Annotated in this window: 12 protein-coding genes, 20 tRNA genes, 3 rRNA genes and 1 pseudogene; 4 read left to right on the forward strand and 32 right to left on the reverse strand. The window is 41.3% G+C overall.

Features of this window, described 5'->3' with window-relative positions; genetic code table 11:
* Positions 1-210: 210 nt before the first annotated feature.
* From CD003_RS14335 to CD003_RS14455, 25 genes are all read right to left on the reverse strand, one after another.
* A tRNA-Leu gene (locus tag CD003_RS14335) sits at positions 211-295 on the reverse strand.
* A 7-nt stretch (positions 296-302) separates the two neighbouring features.
* A tRNA-Lys gene (locus CD003_RS14340) sits at positions 303-378 on the reverse strand.
* A gap of 177 nt (positions 379-555) precedes the next feature.
* Positions 556-628 (reverse strand) — tRNA-Thr (locus tag CD003_RS14345).
* Between the two features lie 6 nt (positions 629-634).
* Positions 635-710: transfer RNA gene (locus CD003_RS14350), tRNA-Val, on the reverse strand.
* Positions 711-846: 136 nt separating this feature from the next.
* Positions 847-921 (reverse strand) — tRNA-Glu (locus CD003_RS14355).
* A gap of 5 nt (positions 922-926) precedes the next feature.
* Positions 927-1001, reverse strand: a tRNA-Asn gene (locus tag CD003_RS14360).
* Between the two features lie 35 nt (positions 1002-1036).
* A tRNA-Ile gene (locus CD003_RS14365) sits at positions 1037-1113 on the reverse strand.
* Positions 1114-1122: 9 nt separating this feature from the next.
* Positions 1123-1199, reverse strand: a tRNA-Arg gene (locus tag CD003_RS14370).
* A gap of 94 nt (positions 1200-1293) precedes the next feature.
* Positions 1294-1382, reverse strand: a tRNA-Leu gene (locus tag CD003_RS14375).
* 22 nt (positions 1383-1404) lie between these two features.
* Positions 1405-1478 (reverse strand) — tRNA-Cys (locus CD003_RS14380).
* 26 nt (positions 1479-1504) lie between these two features.
* Positions 1505-1579 (reverse strand) — tRNA-Gly (locus CD003_RS14385).
* 7 nt (positions 1580-1586) lie between these two features.
* A tRNA-Gln gene (locus CD003_RS14390) sits at positions 1587-1661 on the reverse strand.
* A gap of 16 nt (positions 1662-1677) precedes the next feature.
* Positions 1678-1753, reverse strand: a tRNA-His gene (locus CD003_RS14395).
* Between the two features lie 18 nt (positions 1754-1771).
* Positions 1772-1845 (reverse strand) — tRNA-Trp (locus CD003_RS14400).
* Between the two features lie 11 nt (positions 1846-1856).
* Positions 1857-1940 (reverse strand) — tRNA-Tyr (locus tag CD003_RS14405).
* A 23-nt stretch (positions 1941-1963) separates the two neighbouring features.
* Positions 1964-2039: transfer RNA gene (locus tag CD003_RS14410), tRNA-Phe, on the reverse strand.
* A gap of 22 nt (positions 2040-2061) precedes the next feature.
* A tRNA-Asp gene (locus CD003_RS14415) sits at positions 2062-2138 on the reverse strand.
* Between the two features lie 96 nt (positions 2139-2234).
* Positions 2235-2311 (reverse strand) — tRNA-Met (locus CD003_RS14420).
* 163 nt (positions 2312-2474) lie between these two features.
* Positions 2475-2567: transfer RNA gene (locus CD003_RS14425), tRNA-Ser, on the reverse strand.
* A 30-nt stretch (positions 2568-2597) separates the two neighbouring features.
* Positions 2598-2673 (reverse strand) — tRNA-Ala (locus CD003_RS14430).
* A 138-nt stretch (positions 2674-2811) separates the two neighbouring features.
* A 5S ribosomal RNA gene (gene rrf, locus CD003_RS14435) occupies positions 2812-2927 on the reverse strand.
* A gap of 153 nt (positions 2928-3080) precedes the next feature.
* Positions 3081-6020 (reverse strand): 23S ribosomal RNA (locus tag CD003_RS14440).
* Between the two features lie 350 nt (positions 6021-6370).
* Positions 6371-7922, reverse strand: a 16S ribosomal RNA gene (locus CD003_RS14445).
* The 16S, 23S and 5S rRNA genes sit together here with 20 tRNA genes alongside, the layout of an rRNA operon.
* A 331-nt stretch (positions 7923-8253) precedes the next feature.
* On the reverse strand, positions 8254-8877 hold the full coding sequence (locus tag CD003_RS14450; protein ID WP_096201761.1) for a YitT family protein: 624 nt from the start codon (positions 8875-8877) through the stop codon (positions 8254-8256).
* Positions 8874-9260, reverse strand: a complete 387-nt coding sequence (locus CD003_RS14455; RefSeq protein ID WP_096201762.1) for an OsmC family protein — start codon at positions 9258-9260, stop codon at positions 8874-8876. The genes CD003_RS14450 and CD003_RS14455 overlap by 4 nt, the downstream gene beginning before the upstream one ends.
* A gap of 190 nt (positions 9261-9450) precedes the next feature.
* On the opposite strand from CD003_RS14455, the gene CD003_RS14460 reads away from it, so the two are divergent.
* Positions 9451-10659, forward strand: coding sequence for an MFS transporter (locus CD003_RS14460; protein ID WP_096201763.1), 1209 nt, complete (start codon positions 9451-9453; stop codon positions 10657-10659).
* Positions 10660-10705: 46 nt separating this feature from the next.
* Here CD003_RS14460 and CD003_RS14465 read toward each other — a convergent pair whose 3' ends face one another.
* From CD003_RS14465 to CD003_RS14485, 6 genes are all read right to left on the reverse strand, one after another.
* Entirely contained in the window at positions 10706-11494 is a 789-nt protein-coding gene (locus CD003_RS14465; RefSeq protein ID WP_096201764.1) for a VLRF1 family aeRF1-type release factor, read from the reverse strand.
* 722 nt (positions 11495-12216) lie between these two features.
* Positions 12217-12558, reverse strand: coding sequence for a YtxH domain-containing protein (locus tag CD003_RS14470; RefSeq protein WP_096201765.1), 342 nt, complete (start codon positions 12556-12558; stop codon positions 12217-12219).
* An 83-nt stretch (positions 12559-12641) separates the two neighbouring features.
* On the reverse strand, positions 12642-13607 hold the full coding sequence (locus CD003_RS14475) for an MBL fold metallo-hydrolase (protein ID WP_179295562.1): 966 nt from the start codon (positions 13605-13607) through the stop codon (positions 12642-12644).
* A gap of 14 nt (positions 13608-13621) precedes the next feature.
* Positions 13622-14764 carry a CaiB/BaiF CoA transferase family protein gene (locus CD003_RS14480; RefSeq protein ID WP_096201767.1) on the reverse strand — a complete coding sequence of 381 codons (1143 nt, stop codon included), beginning with the start codon at positions 14762-14764 and terminating at the stop codon, positions 13622-13624.
* Positions 14765-14932: 168 nt separating this feature from the next.
* Entirely contained in the window at positions 14933-15082 is a 150-nt protein-coding gene (locus tag CD003_RS21950; protein ID WP_179295563.1) for a hypothetical protein, read from the reverse strand.
* A gap of 413 nt (positions 15083-15495) precedes the next feature.
* Positions 15496-15936 (reverse strand): hypothetical protein, encoded by a 441-nt coding sequence (locus CD003_RS14485; protein WP_096201768.1) that lies wholly within the window; start codon positions 15934-15936, stop codon positions 15496-15498.
* Positions 15937-16113: 177 nt separating this feature from the next.
* On the opposite strand from CD003_RS14485, the gene CD003_RS14490 reads away from it, so the two are divergent.
* Together CD003_RS14490 and CD003_RS14495 are read left to right on the forward strand one after the other, a co-directional pair.
* Positions 16114-16266 (forward strand): FbpB family small basic protein, encoded by a 153-nt coding sequence (locus CD003_RS14490; protein ID WP_096201769.1) that lies wholly within the window; start codon positions 16114-16116, stop codon positions 16264-16266.
* Positions 16267-16557: 291 nt separating this feature from the next.
* On the forward strand, positions 16558-16917 hold the full coding sequence (locus CD003_RS14495; protein ID WP_096201770.1) for a Lin0512 family protein: 360 nt from the start codon (positions 16558-16560) through the stop codon (positions 16915-16917).
* A 64-nt stretch (positions 16918-16981) separates the two neighbouring features.
* Here CD003_RS14495 and CD003_RS14500 read toward each other — a convergent pair whose 3' ends face one another.
* Entirely contained in the window at positions 16982-17374 is a 393-nt protein-coding gene (locus CD003_RS14500; protein WP_096201771.1) for a hypothetical protein, read from the reverse strand.
* Between the two features lie 345 nt (positions 17375-17719).
* On the opposite strand from CD003_RS14500, the pseudogene CD003_RS14505 reads away from it, so the two are divergent.
* A pseudogene (locus CD003_RS14505) lies at positions 17720-18367 on the forward strand (LVIVD repeat-containing protein); the annotation flags it as partial.
* Between the last annotated feature and the right edge of the window lie 44 nt (positions 18368-18411).

Raw genomic sequence — 18411 nt, forward strand, 5'->3', positions numbered from 1 at the left:
TTTAAACACACTCCTTCTCATTTTTTCAATAATCTGCTTCTTGTCCCAATTACCATAAATATAATATAAAGCTAGTATTCCAGCTGATATAGCCATCATTGACAAGCCAGATGGAAGACCTAATTTAATAGTGCCCTTAGCTACTTCTTATTAAACAACAAAAAAACTGCTACAATAAGCAGTTTACATTATGTATCATAATTAGTTATATGGTGCGGGTGAAGGGACTTGAACCCCCACGTCATAAGACACTAGATCCTAAGTCTAGCGCGTCTGCCAATTCCGCCACACCCGCATTGAAATGGTGAGCCATGAAGGATTCGAACCTTCGACCCTCTGATTAAAAGTCAGATGCTCTACCAACTGAGCTAATGGCTCTTGAAGTTTAAACTGTAAGTAGTTCATGATGTTTACGGACGATGTTTCGCTCCGCAGCTTTTCTGTCTCTTCCTCTACTAGAGAAATGCTTCTATGTTTATCCGTCGAGACAACTCGTAAAATATTCTGAGAGGATTTGCTCGTAACTGAGCTAATGGCTCTTGAATCTAAAAAGAATGCCGGCAAGAGGACTTGAACCCCCAACCTACTGATTACAAGTCAGTTGCTCTACCAGTTGAGCTACACCGGCGTACTATGGTGGAGGATGACGGGATCGAACCGCCGACCCCCTGCTTGTAAGGCAGGTGCTCTCCCAGCTGAGCTAATCCTCCGAAGTATTGATGAAGTGAATCAGAGTAGATCCCTGTTTCTTTCTCTTCTAGTTTAACCAAGTTGTCTATGCGTCGAAACAACTCGTAAGATATTCCATGAAGTATTGCTCGTAGCTGAGCTAATCCTCCATATTTATGGTGACCCGTACGGGATTCGAACCCGTGTTACCGCCGTGAAAGGGCGGTGTCTTAACCGCTTGACCAACGGGCCATAAATGGCTCCACAGGTAGGACTCGAACCTACGACCGATCGGTTAACAGCCGATTGCTCTACCACTGAGCTACTGTGGAATACTAATACTTGTCCTATTTACTACCTGAATAAATGGTGGGCCTAAGTGGACTCGAACCACCGACCTCACGCTTATCAGGCGTGCGCTCTAACCAGCTGAGCTATAGGCCCATTTTAAAATGGTGCGCCCTGAGAGATTCGAACTCCCGACCTCTTGATTCGTAGTCAAGCACTCTATCCAGCTGAGCTAAGGGCGCAAATGATATTATAGCTTACTTAATGAAGTAAATCATGCTCCTGCGATTACTCGTCGCAAGCTAGCAACGAAGTAAACCAAGAGTAATAAGCTTTTGGTGCCGAGGGCCGGACTTGAACCGGCACGATAGTCACCTACCGCAGGATTTTAAGTCCTGTGTGTCTGCCAATTCCACCACCCCGGCAGGCAGTATAAAAGATAATGCTTGGAGGCGGCACCCGGATTTGAACCGGGGATAAGGGTTTTGCAGACCCGTGCCTTACCACTTGGCTATGCCGCCAAGAACTACATTATACTTTGTTTCTCTGGAGCGGAAGACGAGATTCGAACTCGCGACCCCCACCTTGGCAAGGTGGTGTTCTACCACTGAACTACTTCCGCTTATAAATGGCTGGGCTAGCTGGATTCGAACCAGCGCATGACGGAGTCAAAGTCCGTTGCCTTACCGCTTGGCTATAGCCCAATACTAGTTATTTAAATGGGGCGACTGATGGGAATCGAACCCACGAATGCCGGAGCCACAATCCGGTGCGTTAACCACTTCGCCACAACCGCCATAATTACATATATTATTGGCAGGGGCAGTAGGAATCGAACCCACACCGGAGGTTTTGGAGACCTCTGTTCTACCGTTAAACTATGCCCCTATTGAGTTAAATGGTGGAGGGGGACGGATTCGAACCGCCGAACCCTAAGGAGCGGATTTACAGTCCGCCGCGTTTAGCCACTTCGCTACCCCTCCATCATAAAAAAAGACAGAAAAAATGGTGGCTCAGGACGGAATCGAACCGCCGACACATGGATTTTCAGTCCATTGCTCTACCGACTGAGCTACTGAGCCATATCTGTATTAAAGAATTAAATGGCGGTCCGGACGGGACTCGAACCCGCGACCTCCTGCGTGACAGGCAGGCATTCTAACCAACTGAACTACCGGACCAGATAAATTTTAGTGAAATCGACGATGTAGGATTTGCTCCTGCGGTTACTCGTCGCAAAAAACTACAATGATGCTTAATCAGGAAGCTTACGTTTTTGGTTGCGGGGGACGGATTTGAACCGTCGACCTTCGGGTTATGAGCCCGACGAGCTACCAGACTGCTCCACCCCGCGTCGATATTATAGAGTACGGATGATGTAAATATCCGTAGCATTAACTGTTTCTTCCTCTACAAGCTAACTCATAGAAATTAATGCGTCGAAACAACTCATAGATATTTCATAGAAGTATCGTTCGTTGCTCCATCCCGCGTTAATAATAATTAAAAGATAAATGTGGCGGAGGAAGAGGGATTCGAACCCCCGCGCGGTTTAACCCGCCTGTCGGTTTTCAAGACCGATCCCTTCAGCCGGACTTGGGTATTCCTCCGCATTGTTAGATTGTACTAACGTATATAATTGGTGGAGCCTAGCGGGATCGAACCGCTGACCTCCTGCGTGCAAGGCAGGCGCTCTCCCAGCTGAGCTAAGGCCCCGATGTATTATTGATGATTAACCTTTGTAGACCCTGTTTCTTCCTCTGCAAGCAAGGCTTCGAAATTAATCCGTCGAAACAACTCGTAGCTTTACAGAAGAAGATTTGCTCGTAGCTGAGCTAAGGCCCCAAAATATAAACCTAGCAACGTCCTACTCTCGCAGGGGGAAGCCCCCAACTACCATCGGCGCTGAAGAGCTTAACTTCCGTGTTCGGCATGGGAACGGGTGTGGCCTCTTCGCCATCATCACTAAGTCAACCACTCTGTGATACTTCCTCGCAAGACTTGCGACGAGTAACCGCAGGAGCAGATTTCTTCGCTGAAATTGCTTTCAGCTGAGAGTTGTTCTCTCAAAACTAGATAGTGTTATATATGCAGGTCGTCGAATTCATTTCAACCTTAGAAAATTGGATAAGCCCTCGACCGATTAGTATCTCTCAGCTCCACATGTCACCATGCTTCCACCCGAGACCTATCAACCTCATCATCTCTAAGGGGTCTTACTTACTTAACGTAATGGGAAATCTCATCTTGAGGGGGGCTTCATGCTTAGATGCTTTCAGCACTTATCCCGTCCACACGTAGCTACCCAGCTATGCTCCTGGCGGAACAACTGGTACACCAGCGGTGTGTCCATCCCGGTCCTCTCGTACTAAGGACAGCTCCTCTCAAATTTCCTACGCCCGCGACGGATAGGGACCGAACTGTCTCACGACGTTCTGAACCCAGCTCGCGTACCGCTTTAATGGGCGAACAGCCCAACCCTTGGGACCTACTTCAGCCCCAGGATGCGATGAGCCGACATCGAGGTGCCAAACCTCCCCGTCGATGTGGACTCTTGGGGGAGATAAGCCTGTTATCCCCAGGGTAGCTTTTATCCGTTGAGCGATGGCCCTTCCATGCGGAACCACCGGATCACTAAGCCCGACTTTCGTCCCTGCTCGACTTGTAGGTCTCGCAGTCAAGCTCCCTTATGCCTTTGCACTCTACGAATGATTTCCAACCATTCTGAGGGAACCTTTGGGCGCCTCCGTTACTGTTTAGGAGGCGACCGCCCCAGTCAAACTGCCCACCTGACACTGTCCCCGAACCGGATCACGGTCCTAGGTTAGAATTTCAATACAGTCAGGGTAGTATCCCACCGACGCCTCCACCGAAGCTTGCGCTCCGGTTTCCAAGGCTCCTACCTATCCTGTACAAACTGTACCAAAATCCAATATCAAGCTACAGTAAAGCTCCATGGGGTCTTTCCGTCCTGTCGCGGGTAACCTGCATCTTCACAGGTAATATAATTTCACCGGGTCTCTCGTTGAGACAGTATCCAAGTCGTTACACCATTCGTGCGGGTCGGAACTTACCCGACAAGGAATTTCGCTACCTTAGGACCGTTATAGTTACGGCCGCCGTTTACTGGGGCTTCAATTCAAAGCTTCTCCCGAAGGATAACCTCTCCTCTTAACCTTCCAGCACCGGGCAGGTGTCAGCCCCTATACTTCGCCTTGCGGCTTCGCAGAGACCTGTGTTTTTGCTAAACAGTCGCTTGGATCTTTTCACTGCGGCTCTCTCGGGCTTGCACCCTAACAGAGCACCCCTTCTCCCGAAGTTACGGGGTCATTTTGCCGAGTTCCTTAACGAGAGTTCTCCCGAGCGTCTTAGAATTCTCTTCTCGCCTACCTGTGTCGGTTTGCGGTACGGGCACCTCTCACCTCGCTAGAGGCTTTTCTTGGCAGTGGAGGATCAGGAACTTCGCTACTATTATTTCGCTCGCCATCACAGCTCAGCCTTTACGATAAGCGGATTTTCCTACTTACCAGCCTAACTGCTTGGACGCACATATCCATCAGTGCGCTTACCCTACCTTACTGCGTCCCCCCATTACTCAAACGGTGAGGAGGTGGTACAGGAATATCAACCTGTTGTCCATCGCCTACGCCTTTCGGCCTCGGCTTAGGTCCCGACTTACCCTGAGCGGACGAGCCTTCCTCAGGAAACCTTGGGCTTTCGACGGAGGGGATTCTCACCCCTCTTTTCGCTACTCATACCGGCATTCTCACTTCTAAGCGCTCCACCAGTCCTCTCGGTCTGACTTCGCAGCACTTAGAACGCTCCCCTACCACTGACACCTAAGGTGTCAATCCATAGCTTCGGTGATACGTTTAGCCCCGGTACATTTTCGGCGCAGAGTCACTCGACCAGTGAGCTATTACGCACTCTTTAAATGGTGGCTGCTTCTAAGCCAACATCCTGGTTGTCTGTGCAACTCCACATCCTTTTCCACTTAACGTATACTTTGGGACCTTAGCTGATGGTCTGGGCTGTTTCCCTCTTGACTACGGATCTTAGCACTCGCAGTCTGACTCCCGAGGATAAGTATTTGGCATTCGGAGTTTGACTGAATTCGGTAATCCTGTGGGGACCCCTAGTCCAATCAGTGCTCTACCTCCAATACTCTCACCTCGAGGCTAGCCCTAAAGCTATTTCGGGGAGAACCAGCTATCTCCGAGTTCGATTGGCATTTCACCCCTACCCACACCTCATCCCCGCATTTTTCAACATGCGTGGGTTCGGGCCTCCATTCAGTGTTACCTGAACTTCACCCTGGACATGGGTAGATCACACGGTTTCGGGTCTACGACGGCGTACTGTAATCGCCCTATTCAGACTCGCTTTCGCTACGGCTCCGCATTATCTGCTTAACCTTGCACGACATCGTAACTCGCCGGTTCATTCTACAAAAGGCACGCCATCACCCGTAAATGGGCTCTGACTACTTGTAGGCACACGGTTTCAGGATCTGTTTCACTCCCCTCCCGGGGTGCTTTTCACCTTTCCCTCACGGTACTGGTTCACTATCGGTCACTAGGGAGTATTTAGCCTTGGGAGATGGTCCTCCCAGATTCCGACGGGGTTTCACGTGTCCCGCCGTACTCAGGATCCACTCTGGAGGAAACGAAGTTTCGACTACAGGGCTGTTACCTTGTTTCGCGGACCTTTCCAGGTCGCTTCATCTACTTCGTTTCTTTCTTACTCCGTATAGAGTGTCCTACAACCCCAAGAGGCAAGCCTCTTGGTTTGGGCTATATTCCGTTTCGCTCGCCGCTACTCAGGAAATCGCATTTGCTTTCTCTTCCTCTGGGTACTTAGATGTTTCAGTTCCCCAGGTCTACCTCCACATACCCTATGTATTCAGGTATGGGTACCATCCCATTACGGATGGTGGGTTCCCCCATTCGGAAATCTCCGGATCAAAGCTTACTTACAGCTCCCCGAAGCATATCGGTGTTCGTCCCGTCCTTCATCGGCTCCTAGTGCCAAGGCATCCACCGTGCGCCCTTTCTAGCTTAACCATGACAAAACATAATTGCTAATTGCAAATTACGAATTGCTAATTAAAACCTTAAAGGTTCGTCAGAGTGTAATCGCTAAGGCGATTACACTTAAATGAATTCTTGACTTCTCAAGTAAAACTCAATCGATAAACGATCAAATTATACTAGTTGCATATATAAATCACTATCTAGTTTTCAAAGAACAAGGCTACTACATTGAGTAGCTTCTTTGCTGCCTTGCGACGAGTAATCGCAGGAGCAAATGTTTTTGTTGAGAGATTTATTCTCTCAAAACTGAACGACAAAAGTCCGAAGCGTCGAACAACACATAATGTGAAGTCCGTCGACTAGAGTTAAATACTCCATAGAAAGGAGGTGATCCAGCCGCACCTTCCGATACGGCTACCTTGTTACGACTTCACCCCAATCATCTGTCCCACCTTAGGCGGCTGGCTCCAAAAGGTTACCCCACCGACTTCGGGTGTTACAAACTCTCGTGGTGTGACGGGCGGTGTGTACAAGGCCCGGGAACGTATTCACCGCGGCATGCTGATCCGCGATTACTAGCGATTCCGGCTTCATGTAGGCGAGTTGCAGCCTACAATCCGAACTGAGAATGGCTTTATGGGATTGGCTCAACCTCGCGGTTTCGCTGCCCTTTGTACCATCCATTGTAGCACGTGTGTAGCCCAGGTCATAAGGGGCATGATGATTTGACGTCATCCCCACCTTCCTCCGGTTTGTCACCGGCAGTCACCTTAGAGTGCCCAACTGAATGCTGGCAACTAAGATCAAGGGTTGCGCTCGTTGCGGGACTTAACCCAACATCTCACGACACGAGCTGACGACAACCATGCACCACCTGTCACTTTGTCCCCCGAAGGGGAAAGCCCTATCTCTAGGGTGGTCAAAGGATGTCAAGACCTGGTAAGGTTCTTCGCGTTGCTTCGAATTAAACCACATGCTCCACCGCTTGTGCGGGCCCCCGTCAATTCCTTTGAGTTTCAGCCTTGCGGCCGTACTCCCCAGGCGGAGTGCTTAATGTGTTAACTTCGGCACTAAGGGCATCGAAACCCCTAACACCTAGCACTCATCGTTTACGGCGTGGACTACCAGGGTATCTAATCCTGTTTGCTCCCCACGCTTTCGCGCCTCAGCGTCAGTTACAGACCAGAGAGTCGCCTTCGCCACTGGTGTTCCTCCACATATCTACGCATTTCACCGCTACACGTGGAATTCCACTCTCCTCTTCTGTACTCAAGTCTCCCAGTTTCCAATGACCCTCCACGGTTGAGCCGTGGGCTTTCACATCAGACTTAAAAGACCGCCTGCGCGCGCTTTACGCCCAATAATTCCGGACAACGCTTGCCACCTACGTATTACCGCGGCTGCTGGCACGTAGTTAGCCGTGGCTTTCTGGTTAGGTACCGTCAAGGTGCCGCCCTATTTGAACGGCACTTGTTCTTCCCTAACAACAGAGCTTTACGACCCGAAGGCCTTCATCGCTCACGCGGCGTTGCTCCGTCAGACTTTCGTCCATTGCGGAAGATTCCCTACTGCTGCCTCCCGTAGGAGTCTGGGCCGTGTCTCAGTCCCAGTGTGGCCGATCACCCTCTCAGGTCGGCTACGCATCGTCGCCTTGGTAAGCCACTACCTTACCAACTAGCTAATGCGCCGCAGGCCCATCTTGTAGTGTTAGCCGAGGCCAACTTTAAGATAACACGCATGCGCGAATTATCTAACATCCGGTATTAGCTCCGGTTTCCCGAAGTTATCCCAGTCTACAAGGCAGGTTGCCTACGTGTTACTCACCCGTCCGCCGCTAACGTCCGGGAGCAAGCTCCCTTCAGTCCGCTCGACTTGCATGTATTAGGCACGCCGCCAGCGTTCGTCCTGAGCCAGGATCAAACTCTCCGTAGAAAGTGTGATATAAGCTCACTGTCACAAACGTGACGTTTCGATTTTAAAAAATCGAGAAAATTAACGAGATGTGTTTACATCTCTTTTACGCTTGGCTTTTGTCTTGTTCAGTTTTCAAAGAACAAATAGTCACTTGTTTCAGCGACATTTACTACTATAACACCACCACAACTTAATGTCAACACTGCTAAAAAATTTTTTAAAAAAACAAAAGTTAGTATTATGTGAGCAATAAGAGCGACAACTTCTATAATTCTACACAGGAACAAATAATATGTCAATAACTTTTGTTATTTGTGCAAAGAAAAAAATTAAAAGGTTGTCACAGAAGCTAGACAACCTCTTTTTTCATAAATACATTATTACTCTTTTGTAGAGTAATATACGATCTATAAATTAAATCAATTACTCTTGTTGCGATCAGTTGACTCACAAGAGCATAAATAAAAATCATCCACCCTATCGTTACTGCAGTCCCTAGAAAAATCACTATATTTAATACAAATAACACTTTTCCAGGCATTACCCCAAACACTCTATGAACAACGTGGGCTATAATTGCTATACCTCCGGAAGAAGCCCCTTTACAAAATAACAGACCTACTCCTATTCCAAATATGCAGGCACCTATTATTAAATCTAACCACACATAAGAAAATGGATTATCCACTAAAGGAGATAATATAGATATTGTAAACGATGTAATGGTCACAGTAAAAATTGTCCGAAAGAAACTAGAAACGCCTAACCACTTTAATGAAAGGACTAATAATGTAAAGTTCAAAATCCAAAGTGTCCATTCATACCCAAGGCTATAATGGTACTCCATAAGAATAGCTACTCCTGCAGCTCCTCCTGAAGGAATAGCATGAGGAAATAGAAAAAGAGTCATAGCTATCCCCTGAAGGATTGCTCCAAAACTAAGCCATAAATATGAAGATAATTTTTCAATCATTCTTTTATTACTTCAAACGACTCTGTTACCTCAATACTATCTTTCACTGATTGAACCATTGAACAGTTCTTTCTCGTTACTTCTAATGATTTTTTAATTTTTTCTTCTGTCGTTTCAACACCTGATAAAATAAAGTGAAGATGGATACTTTTAATTTCCTGCGCACCTTCTGGATTACGAGCTACATCTGCAGTTACTTTAATATCGTTATACCCAATTCTCTTCTTATCTAAAACCTTCCTTAATACCCCTCCACTACATACCGCAACAGACGAAACTAAAAGTTGGTATGGACGGAAGCCGTATTCATCATTACCTGACACTTCTAACTCACCAAAGCCCACTTTTGTTGTGAAGCTATTTTCTTTCATTATAAATTCCATGTGTATACCTCCCTATTTCTTCTTTTATCTTTTTTACGCCTAATGTTCATTTTAACGACAATTTTGTATTTCGTCACGTTGTAATCTTTTTATGCTATACGATTTATTTCGCATTCCTAATATTCTTCTTGCATAATTTCTAACAAGCATTACAATATGTATTGAATTTGGCTGATTGGAGATGTGTTACATGGACACACAAATTCCGAAAGGGACAGAAAACAATCCAAAGTATCGATTTTTTATTTTAGTTACAATGGTAATGATTGCGGGCTTTTCTCAAGGTATGCTTCTACCTTTATTAGCAATCATGCTAGAGCAATTAGGAGTTTCTTCTTCTTTAAATGGTCTGAATGCCGCTGCACTTTATATTGGGATATTACTTGCCTCACCTTTTATTGAAAAACCAGTAAGAAAGTACGGTTACAAGCCCGTTATTACTATCGGATTAATTCTCATTACCTTATCTTTGTTTCTGTTTCCATTATGGCAAGTATTTTGGTTCTGGTTTATTTTACGAATCATTGTAGGTATTGGGGATAATATGATTCATTTCGCTACACAAGTATGGATAACATCAACAAGCCCAAGAGAAAAAAGAGGAAGAAATATTTCCTTATACGGTCTTGCATTTAGTCTAGGTTTTGCTATAGGGCCTACCATGACTCGGTTATTATCGATAAATGAATACTTACCATTTATCATTGCATCCGCTACTAGCTTCATCTCTTGGCTATTTGTATTGCGACTTAAAAATGAATGGCCAGAAAAGGAAATAGAAACAGCTACTAAAACTGGTACGTTAAAAAGATATAAACAAGTCATTTCACTTGCTTGGTTTGCCTTGTTACCAGGATTTTGTTTTGGCTATATAGAAGCGTCAATACACGGAAATTTCCCTGTATACGCTTTACGTTCCGGTATGACAATTGATATGGTTACAATCTTATTACCCGCATTTGTTATCGGAGGATTGATTACTAAACTCCCTTTAGGTCTATTAAGTGATAGGCTCGGCAGAAGGAAAGTTCTACTAACTGTCATATCACTAGGTTCTGTGCTATTTTTGAGTATGATATTTATTGAGAATTACCCTATTCTATTACTTATCACTTTCATCTTAAGTGGGTGCTTACTAGGTTCGCTGTATTCTTTAGGGATCATGTATCTAGCAGACCTACTACCCAAACACCTACTACCGACAGGAAATGTGATGACTGCCGTTAGTTTTGGACTAGGAAGTATTTCCGGTCCTCTTATTGGTGGGTTTTTAATCGATATATTCCCTAATGGGAGTATCTACTATTCAATAGCGGGAATCCTTGTCGTTGTCTGCGTGGCAGGGATTATCTTTAAAGAGACCACTAACAACAGAGAAGAAAACAGTCTTGCTTCTTAATAAATAAGTAAAAAGAGTTCACCACAGAGAGGTGAACTCTTTTTACTTATGCGTATACTTCTGATACAACTTGATGAGACTTTTTTGAATAGAGGTTCTTTGGAATTGATTTAATTATTTTTGTACGTAAGTATTTCTCAATGGTTTTTGTCATCTCCGGTTGCCCAACAATATAGACACCTTTCCAACTATTATGCTTTGCCTGCTCATCAATTTTAGGAGCTAAGCTTTTCATCCAACGTTGAAAGTTCGCCTCGACTCGCTGTTCAAATTCATCTCGATGATTCGCACTTGAAGCAATTCGCTCCGACGCTGCAATGCCCTCTTTCTTTCTCCAGTCCTCTTCTTCTAGGTTCCACGTATATTGGTATTCCCCTTGCAACTCACCTAAGCTCACATTCAATGCAATTACATCCTGTTTTTGAACGAGAAGAATTCCCGTTTTCGGATATCTCTCTGCTAGTTCCTCTAATTGATGTAGAACAGGCTTCTTCTCCCAATGGAATGAATTCTCTACGTCTAATTGTAAGTGCTTAACAAGAAGAAGTTCATCCTTTAAGGACGCAAAAATTACGACACTATTTTGTAATTGCGTTTGTTTATCACGAAAAACATTATTTACTTTTCCTTTGATTTTCTTGAATGCCTTTAGTTCCTCTTCATCACCAGAGGCCATAATATATTCTTCAAGCTTCTTCATTCCATTCTTTAATCGGATTCTCCATTCAGACTTGCGCTTGTTATGAATTGACTGAGACGTATTTAAATAGATAGACAATACTCCTCTTTCACATTCAAAATTTCGAAGTTGTTTCAGCTCATTAGTTAATCCCATCGTGCTAATCCCCCTTCATATAATCGCTTGTCCTTGTACTATTGAAGCTCTAATGCTCTATATTCTATCTATGTAAAAAGTAAACATACTATTCCACTTTATCAAAATAATTTTAATTATTCAGTTTATTTAGATGTCGTTAAAATAAAAAAAGCTGTATGAAGAATAATCTTTACATTCTTCATACAGCTTTCAAATTAATGATATCCGTTAGATTTGTTAGCAGAACTACTTGTCTTGTGGTTATTAGCACCCTTGTGCTGTGTGTTATTCTTGTTTTTCTTATTGTGTTTGTTATTACTCATTCGTGTCACCTCTTAGTTGTTAGTTATAACGCCTGACACTAAATAGAAAGAAAGAAGGTGACCAACGAATGATGGTCACCTTCAAACCAATGCCATTCAATCATGCTAAGAAAAATATTCAGGTGTAACCTCTGGGGTCGTAACGGTCATTGTTTTTCGTAAACACCTCATTTCACTGAGATAAAATCGCTAACAATCTACTGACGCATATAAATTGTCCACTCTAATCACCTCTGAGGGTTCGGTTAAAACAAAAACGTTATCCTAATGGAACTGAATATAAACTTAGTTGTAACTTAAATGGCTTGGTGAGGAGTGGCTCTCGCCGTCCTCGTTTATTATGATGTCCGATTTTTTTTTAGTTATACAAGGTTTTTAATTTTTTTTTGCTTTTTTTGAGTGACATTAGAAAAAAACTTACTTTAAGTGCTTTAATTCATCTGCCGCTTCCTTCGTTACCTTTATAATTTCTGAAGAGCTTTCTTTTATATGTACAGCGCTCTCCGTCAATTTCTTAATATCGTCACTAACATCTCTTACTACAGTTGATATCTCTTTTGATGTTTCTTTAATTTGGTCAAATAACTCATGACGATGATCTTTAATAAAAAGAGCAACCTCTGATGTCGTTTCTTTAAATTCTTTTGCACCATTAAGTAATTTCTTACGGGATGTTGAATTAGCAAACAGGGCAACTGCTCCTATTATTCCTCCAATAACCATTCCTTTATAAATCGTATTACATGTTTTCTTGTCCATTCAATCATCTCCTCTTAGGTATGTAGTGTTATTTTCATTTTACCAATAATCACCTACAAGAGAAAGATCAGTGTTATGAGTGACTATTCACTCAATCTATTTCGATAATAAATTATACCTTCTACTTTTTCAACCTCTACCTTTTCCCTTTGTTCTAGCAAGTCTAAATGCCCTAAAACCTCAGAAAACGTTAATGCAGGTTGCTTCATATACATTTTTGGAAATAGCTTTTGAACAATATCAAAGCAAGTTGTTTTTTCTTTTCCAATAATTGTTTGGATTGTTAGCGCACGTTCTTCGTTTCCTTGTAAACGCTCATCAATTAATTCAGTTCCATTCACAATCACTTGACCATGACCTGGATAATACTTACTCACATCAAGCTCTTTACAGTATTTGAGAGCATCACGATATTGTATAAGAGTTTTTTCTCTTTCTTCTCCAGCCTCATATGGTGCTTCAATAATCGCATTAGAGGATATTTTAGCAATTAGATGGTCACCTGCTATTAATTCTCCCGTTGTTTCATTATGAAGAGAAATATGCGATTGAGCATGACCTGGTGTCTCAATTACCTTCCAACCAGCCAACCCTTGAACTTCATCGCCTTGTCCAACTTCAATATCTACATCAGAATGACATGAATAGGTCATATACATTTCTTGAGTTTGTTTAATTTTAGTAAACAACTCATTCTCTAATCCATGTTCTGTATAAAGCTTCTGGAAGAAGTCATACATATTTTCCCTAAAACCCTGATCCTGTGTTAACCATGGACGGTTTTTAACATGTCCTATGATTGGTACTTTATCAGAAAACACATCCACCAACCCTACATGATCAGGGTGGTGATGGGTAACGACTACTTGCTCGATGTCAGACAGTAAATAACCAAAACTTGAAAGTTGTTCTTTCATACTATGTAGTGCTTCGTCTGTCTTTGGACCGGTATCAACTAATGTCAATGCTTCCCCTTCCACGAGATAGACATTTACTGGACCAACAAGAAAAGGGGTTGGAATTTCCAAGCATTTTACTTTACCCTCCAAGATACCTCTCCTCCTTATATAATTTTGTTTGACTTTAATTGATTAATCTGTTCTTCCGACAGGCCAAGTACACTTGATAGCACTTCCGAATTATGTTCTCCGAGTGCTGGTGCTTTTTCAATCTTACTTTCATTAAATTCCTTATCATATGATGTAGCAACCTCTATATGACCAAGTGCTGACCTATTAATTAAATTCCTTTCTATTATATATGGATAATTCTTCAATTCACCTATTTCTAACACAGGTGTTAGACAGCAGTCAACTTTTTGGACAAAGTGTATCCATTCTTCTAAAGTATAGCTTTTAAAGAGCTTTTTTAATTGACGATAAACTTTGTTTTCCTCATTAGCATTTGTTACATGTGAAGATATCCATTCTTCCTTACCTACCCCATGGCAAAAGTTTACCCAAAACTTTGGTTCTACAGCAGCAAGGCTCATATAGCGCCCATCTTTCGTTTCATATAGATGATAGGAAATGACATCTCCAGATAATTGTGCGATACCTTGTTCCCCTTCCTTTTCATCAGCCAAAAGAACATGATTATTCATCATAGAAACCATAACATCCGTTAAGGATATATCTAAATAGGCTCCTTTTTTCTTGATCGAACGTTGTACCAATGCTCCCATAATTGCCTCTGAAGCTGAAATACCGCCGATTAAGTCAGCAAAGGTAATTGTAGGGTGAACGGGGCGACCGTCACTATCTTTTAATTGTGATAATGTCCCGCTTAGAGCTACATAATTTAAGTCATGACTCCCAAAATGACTGATTGCCGTATTTTGTCCATAGCCAGTAATCGAGCAGTAAATAATTTTCTCATTTACCGCCTTGACCTTTTCATAACAAAGTCCAAGTCTCTCCATTACACCCGGTCGGAAGCTTTCAATTACTACATCAGCCTTTTTGATTAGGTTTAAGGCAATGTTACGGCCCTCTTCTTCCTTCAAATTCAGTGTGATACTTTTTTTATTTCGATTATTCGCTGAATATAACAACGAAACACCATTCTTTTTTCCAATTGTACGAGCTGCATCTCCACTTAAAGGCTCAACCTTGATAACTTCTGCCCCTATATCTGCTAATCGTAAACTCGCATACGGCCCTGGTAAGTACTGAGAAAAATCAATGACTCTAATTCCTTCTAACATAAAATTAACCCCCTCTTAGGTTTTCATTAAAGTTGAAAAGAGGCTGACCCAAAAGGTACTTTACCATTACCTTTGTAAGTCAACCTCCTATCCATTGCATAAAATCTCTGCCAATTTGTATCTCATTCAATAAATTAATTTTCGCATCACTATTAATGAACAGCAAGATTAATTATAAACTTCAGTTAAGAACATATCTGTATCAAGCTTTTCAAATCCATCACGTTCTACCTTCTTAAGCTCACGTAGTTCAACTGTTAGCTTTTCAATTTTCTTTTGCATCTCTTCTAAAACTTTCACTTCAACTGTCACTGTCATAACGATCTCCCCCTACATAATATATTAGAATATTCAGATAATTAAAGCCGGAACTTAGAGTAATAACCCACTAAACACAAACTGAACGAACGATTGTTCAGCGCTTGGTTAGAAAAGAATTTTAATTAATTTAAATTTAAGAATATTCTATCAACAGTTTTTTTGTTTGTAAACCACTTTTTCTAATGTAACCGTTTACAGTGCAAAAGAAATTTTTTCCTGTTATTTAACTAGCGAAAAGAAAATAATCCACAGCTATATGTTGATACTGTGGATAAAAGATGTTAGAGCTTATAAGAACAGGTCTTACTATGTGGATAATTTTTGTGTATAACTTGAATAAGAAATGTGGATTATGTGGAAATTTCCCTTTTCTCCACTAAACTAAGTGAATCATAATGTGGATAAAGTGCTCATTGTAAACTAGTTATATACTCAAGGAGTTCCTTAGCTCGTTCTTCTTTTCTAACTACTACAATGAGTGTGCTGCGATATTCATATAGTTCCTCGTAAAGATAACTTACCCTTTCTATTCTTATGTTCTGACGGGTGAGCTCTTTCCTTATTCCCTCTTCATATGTTTCTGGGCGTTCAAACGTTTCAGAGTCTACACTAGGCATTTGTCCTACTATTTGAAAATAAAGCCACTTGTAGTATTGTGAATTTTCGTATCTAATTTGAAGTACATCTTGAATATACTCTTTCTCCTCTTCTGTAGGAGCGAGTACCTTAAGGTAGTCTAGTGTGATAACATCCGTACTTTCTCGCTTTAATAACTGTATAATTTTATTTTGTACTTCTGTCGTTCTCCTTATAAGCCAGTAATATTGATGATTATACCAATACGTATACAATCCCTCACCTACTCATTATGTTTAATTTCTTTATATATATGAATAAAAGGGAATTACACTACTAATATTTAAATAAAATTAATTATTCTTAATATTGTAACAAATAAAACGTTTTAGATAGAAGTAACGCCTTATAATAAAGGAGGGTTAAATAAAACATAAAGGGTATGATACCAAATGAGAAAAGTTAGTCCTACCTTTGAAGAATTAGTCGAAGAAAATAAAAGGGAACTACTAAAGGATTCTGAAGCAATTAATCAGATTGAAAAAAGAATCGAAGAAAGAAAAGCAAAAGAATTCGCTGATTCAACTAAAAAAAGCGAACAATAATGAAAAAACCGCAAAGCGGAATTTGTTATCCACATGGAAGTATTTAGTTTCCTAACAACAAGAAGATGAGTGAGCCATCTACGATGATTCACTCCTTTTTTCTTCTTCTAGTAAGATATCCACAATGTCTATTTCTCGTATCACCCTTAAATCATAATATTTCCCACCAACAGATACTATTTACAGACTATTACAGGACACTTTAATTCCTCTTAAAGTTACTACTCGTCATCTCTCGTTTTTCATGGCAAAATAGAATTAGTTAAAAATCAATTAAAGGAGCTGTGATTTATGGAGAAAATTATGTTTATCGAAACGGGAATGGGAATAGATGTGCATGGTCAGAATGTAACAAAAGCTGCAATTCGTGCTGTCCAAAATGCTATTCACTTTAATTCAATGCCTGGTCTTCGTTCCATTCTTCCTAATAACGACATTAATAACATGAAGGTCCATGTTAAATTAGCAGTACCAGCTGAAAAGGAAACCTTAAATGAAGAAGAAGTCAAAGCTGTCCTTCCTTTTGGAGAAGTAACAATAGAAGTAATGGATGGTGGAATGGCTACAACTAGTGGGGTTATCTTGGAAGAAAAGGGAGACAAGAACGACCTAATGTATATCGTAGTAGCATCAGTGGAGGTAGGATACTAAGTAATAATCTGCTTTGAAAATGTCTAGTGGCAAGTTAGCACTTACCACTAGACATTTTTTAGCATCATCTCATTAAACGATTGACCCAATTATATCGTAGAACGACAATATTTGAATCCTTATCAATGACATAGAAGCGGACATACTTACGAAATAGGTATGCTGAGATAGCATAAACAATTAGAATAAATGGAAATGGAATAATCGTTGAATGAATAAGACCATTTTTCACCCCTAATGCCACATGGTTAACTGTAGAAGATAAATGAAAAGCTAAAAAAGTAGAGCCATACATCATCATCAATATTAAAAGGTTAACTACGTGAAATGAAAAGATTGTCTTATGTCCATCTGTATGCCTTTCTAGCTTACAGTGAAAGAAAAGAACAACCACCATCGTAACTAGTGTTACAGCTACTGGAAAAAAATAAGTAAAGCTCCATTCCCACGCTTTCATTTGTCCCCACCTCATACTTTTTCCCATAGTATGTCCCGGAATTTAAATTTAATGGGTTGATTCCTAATTTTTTCTGCCGCTCTAGGTTGATTTTCTTATATTCTTTCCTGTAATAGCCTCTAGTCCTTATTTACACTATCGAAATAGTAAATATATTCTCTTTTTATTGTGTAATGGAAAAAATAACTAAAATTAGTACTAATATTTTCATTATCCTTTTAAGTACTTAAAACGCAAGCTAAGTACTTGTATAAGTAAGTTACTATCAAAGTAATACCTAAAAAGGGAACCTATCCTAATTGCTATTACTTTTTAAAAAGGTATAGATTATAAGCACATTTTCCTCAAAGCTTTAATGGTTATCATTGGACTGATGAGCACGGAAAACAAAGAGCTGTATTTAACCATAGTGTTATTACTGATAACAATGCACAATACGCGTATGTATCAATGTGGGATTTAGGGACAGTTATCTTTGATATTAAAGATCCTGAAAACCCTGTTTACTTAGGGAGAACTGATTATGCTTCTCATCAAAAAGGAGCAGCACATTCAGCAGCACTTGCTAGAGGTGGTAACATTTTAATTGAAACAAGGGAAGTTTCAAATCCAGTTGGAGCTGGTTATGAAAATGCATACGGTTATACTCGTATCTTTGATATTAAAGATAAAACGAATCCTACCTTATTAAGTGAATTTAAAACTGATTTAACACATGATATAGACCCTGAAAATCCTGTAGTCACTTTTGACAATACCGTACATGATCCTAAAGTACACGGTAATACATTATACTTATCCTACTATTCTGGCGGAGTTATAAGTGTAGATATTACAGACCCTAGTAACCCAACTGAAATTGGACGCTATACTCCTGATCGTTCAAATGTTTGGGGTGTCTTTGTCGATAGAAATTATGTATTAGCTTCAGATATGGGACAGGGATTAAAGGTTTTATTGAAAACTAATACGAATGGAAACATTCGTCCTTAATCATTTACTTTACAGGAGATGGTGTTGAATAATTCCACTTCATA

This window comes from Bacillus sp. FJAT-45350, from assembly GCF_002335805.1.
Classification (GTDB): domain Bacteria; phylum Bacillota; class Bacilli; order Bacillales; family NISU01; genus FJAT-45350.